Origin of the sequence: Micromonospora sp. ATA51 (assembly GCF_016802855.1) — a bacterium.
GTDB lineage: Bacteria > Actinomycetota > Actinomycetes > Mycobacteriales > Micromonosporaceae > Micromonospora > Micromonospora sicca.
The window spans coordinates 1-3,623 of the sequence record NZ_JAEVHJ010000479.1; the positions used below are offsets into that span (position 1 = coordinate 1).

The 3,623-nt window shown below is 75.7% G+C and carries 2 protein-coding genes and 1 pseudogene; all 3 read right to left on the reverse strand.

Features of this window, described 5'->3' with window-relative positions; genetic code table 11:
- Nucleotides 1-1,933 (reverse strand): GNAT family N-acetyltransferase (locus JNW87_RS36245; protein WP_238455261.1); only part of this gene is annotated, 1,933 nt, incomplete at its 3' end.
- Between the two features lie 24 nt (nucleotides 1,934-1,957).
- Nucleotides 1,958-3,139 carry an acetoin utilization protein AcuC gene (locus JNW87_RS36250; RefSeq protein WP_238455262.1) on the reverse strand — a complete coding sequence of 394 codons (1,182 nt, stop codon included), beginning with the start codon at nucleotides 3,137-3,139 and terminating at the stop codon, nucleotides 1,958-1,960.
- A 48-nt stretch (nucleotides 3,140-3,187) separates the two neighbouring features.
- A pseudogene (locus tag JNW87_RS36255) lies at nucleotides 3,188-3,523 on the reverse strand (sulfurtransferase); the annotation flags it as partial.
- Nucleotides 3,524-3,623: the final 100 nt, after the last annotated feature.

Here is a 3,623-nt window from a genome sequence, read left to right on the forward strand (position 1 = left end):
GTGGCCGGGGCCGGGAGGGAGACCTCCGGCTGCAATGAACATCGTCAATTTGTGTCATAGGGTCCACCCGGTCCAGGTCGGGCAGCACGCCGGGCGGCCGGCGCAGCCAGTCGGCGTACGTGGTGACCCGGGCGAGGGCCCGCACCGCCTCCTCCACGCTCGGGTACGCCGGCACCCCGGCGGGCACCCGGCCGGCCAGGAACGTCGCCACCACCGGCTTGCCGGCGGCCAGGGCGTCGGGCAGGGCGGCGGTGAAGTCGGCGTCCGGGTCGGCGAGCTGGCCGGACAGCGGCGGGGCGAACACGGCGACCACCGCGTCCACGCCATCGTCGGCGGCGGAGGCGGCGAGCGCGGCGGCGTACTCGGCGGCGGCGGCCCGGGGGCCCACGTCGCGGGGGTAGCCGTCGGCGATCACGAGGCCCTGTGCGGCGCAGGCGGTGGCGGCCAGCCCGGTCAGCGCCGACGAGTTGCCCACCACGGCGATCCGGCGGCCGGCCGGCAGCGGCTGGTGGGCCAGGAGCACGCCCACGTCGAGCAGCTCGGCGACGGTGTCCACCCGGATCACCCCGGACTGGGCGAACAGCGCGCTGACCGCGGCGGCGTCCAGCGCCGGCGCGTCGCCGACACCGGGCGGGCGGGCCAGCGAGGCGAGCGCCACCACCGGCTTGCTCCGCCCGATCCGGCGGGCCAGCCGGGCGAACTTGCGCGGATTGCCGAAGGTCTCCAGGTAGAGCGTGATGACGTCGGTGTGCGGGTCGTCCTGCCAGTACTGGAGCAGGTCGTTGCCGGAGACGTCCGCCCGGTTGCCGGCCGAGACGAAACTGGACAGGCCCAGCCCGCGCCGGGACGCCTCCGCGAGCAGCGCCACCCCGAACGCGCCGGACTGGCTGAAGATCCCCACCCGCCCGGGGGCGGGCAGCACCGGGGCGAGGGTGGCGTTGAGGCGTACCGCGCCGTCGGTGTTGGCGACGCCGAGACAGTTCGGGCCGACCACCCGCATGCCGGCCAGGTGCGCGGCGCGGACCAGGGCCCGCTGGGCGGCCGCCCCCTCCGGCCCGGCCTCGGCGAACCCGGCGGAGATGACGACCAGGCCGTGCGTGCCGGCCTTCGCGGCGTCGGCGACCACCTCGGTCACCGCCTCCGGGGCCACCGCGACGACCGCCAGGTCGATGTCGAGCCCGGCGTCGGCCGCCGACAGGTACGCGGGCAGCCCGGCCACCGTCGACGCGGTCGGGTGCACCGGCACGATCGCCCCGGTGAACCCGCCGTCGCGCAGGTGCCCGAGCACCGCCGCGCCGACGCCCTGCCCGGTGGCGCTGGCGCCGTAGACGGCGATGCCGCGCGGGGCGAGCAGCCGGGCGATCGAGCGGGCCTCGGTGCGGTGCTCCCGGCCGCGCTGCACCTCCAGGGTCGCCTCGGTGGGCGCGATCGGGAAGTTCAGGTGCACCACGCCGTCGGCGAACTGGCGCTGGACCTGGTACCCGAAGTCGGAGAAGACCCGCAGCATCGCCCCGTTGGCCGGCAACACCTCGGCGACGAAGTGCCCGATGCCGAAGCGGCGGGCCGCGTCGGCCAGGTGCTCCAGCAGCACCGAGCCGATGCCTCGGCCCTGGTAGGCGTCCTCCACCACGAAGGCCACCTCGGCCTCCGGGGAGCCGGGGCCGAGCCGCTCGTACCGGCCGACCGCCACGATCCGGCCGCCGGCCAGCACCACGAACGCCTCCCGGTCGCGGTGGTCGACATTGACGAAACGCTGCAGGTCCCGCTCCGGGATGCGCGGGTACGGCGAGAAGTAGCGCAGGTAGCGGGTGCGCTCGGAGAAGCGCGCATGCATCGCCACGATCGCCGGGGCGTCGTCCGGGCGGATCTGTCGCAGCTGGACGGTCGTACCGTCGCTGAGCAGCACGTCCACCGGTTGTTCGACAGTGGTCACCGGTCGGTCCTCCCCACCGCCGGCTCAGTCCCGGGGATCGTGCGGGTCGAGCCCGAGCAGCGGGAAGGCCGACCGGCGGGTGGCCGCGATCGCCCGGCCCACCGCGTCCGGCTCACCGTTCGGCTGCCACGGCTCGTAGGACAGGTCGGCGTCGTCGGTCATCCGCAGCGGCACCTCCCGGCCGGCCGCCCGCGCGGCGGCCAGCTCACGCCAGGCCGGCGGGGTGAGCCGGGCCGGTTCGATCGGCTCGCCGCCGGCGATCGCGAGCAGGTGGGTCCACGCCCGGGGCACCACCTCGACCAGCGCGTACCCGCCGCCGCCGAAGGCCACCCAGCGGCCGTCGCAGAGCTCGTCGGCGAGCGCCCGCAGCGCCAGGTAGGTGGCCCGCTGTCCGTCCACCGACAGGTGCAGGTCGGCGAGCGGGTCGAGTCGGTGCCCGTCCGCCCCGCACTGGGTGACCAGCAGCTGGGGCCGGAACGCGCGCAACGCCGCCGGCACGATCGCGTGGAAGGCCTGCTGCCAGCCGGCGTCGCCGGTGCCCGGGGGAAGCGGCACGTTCACCGCGCTGCCCTCCGCGCCCGGCCCGCCGGTCTCGTCGGGGAAACCGGTGCCGGGAAAGAGGGCGAGCGGGGTCTCGTGCAGGCTGACCGTGAGCACCCGCGGGTCGCGGTAGAAGATCTCCTGCACGCCGTCGCCGTGGTGCACGTCCACGTCCACGTACGCGATCCGCTCCGCGCCGAGGTCGAGCAGGCGGGCGATGGCCACCGCCGGGTCGTTGTAGACGCAGAAGCCGGCGGCCCGGGCGGGCATCGCGTGGTGCAGACCGCCGGCGACGTTGACCGCCCGGCGGGCGTCGCCGCGCCACACCGCCTCCGCCGCGGCCACGCTGGCCCCGGCGATCAGCGCGCTCGACTCGTGCATGCCGTCGAAGACCGGGTTGTCCGAGGTGCCCAGGCCGAAGCCGGCGAAGAACGGGTCGCGCGGCGCGGCCCGGACCGCGTCCAGGTAGCGGGGGTCGTGCACCCGGGTCAGCAGCGCGTCGTCGGCTGGTTCCGGCTTGACCAGGCGGACCCCGGGCCGGTCCAGCACGCCGAGTTCGCGGGCGAGCGCGATGGTCAGCTCGACCCGGACCGGGTCGAGGGGATGGTCACCCATGTCGTAGGCGAGGAGGGCCTCGTCCCACACCACCACCGTGTCGTCGGCCATGGGGTCATCGTCGCATGAGGCCCGCAGCACGCCCACCGCACGCGCTGCTCACCAGGGGTGTGGCTCCCCGGTGGCGACCGGACGGGCCGGGTCGGCGACCCAGTTGCTCCACGAGCCGACGTAGAGTGCGGCGTCCGGCCGGCCGGCGAGGTGCAGCGCGAGGACGGCCTGGGCGGCGGTCACCCCGGATCCGCAGTACGCCCCGACGGGCTCGGCGTCGGTCACGCCCGCCGCGGCGAACCGCTCGCGCAGCGCCTCGACGGTCGGGAATCGGCCGGCACCGACGTACTCGGGGGCGGGGAGGTTCACCGCCCCCGGCACGTGCCCGGCGACCGGGTCGATCGGCTCGGTCTCGCCCCGGTAGCGCGGCGCGGCGCGCACGTCGCTGGCCCACCGATTGCGATCAAGTCCTCTTTGAGAAAGCGCCGCTCAACCGCTTCGTCGTTCCACGCTCGCACTCGCCAGTTCTGCGCCTGGTCATTCG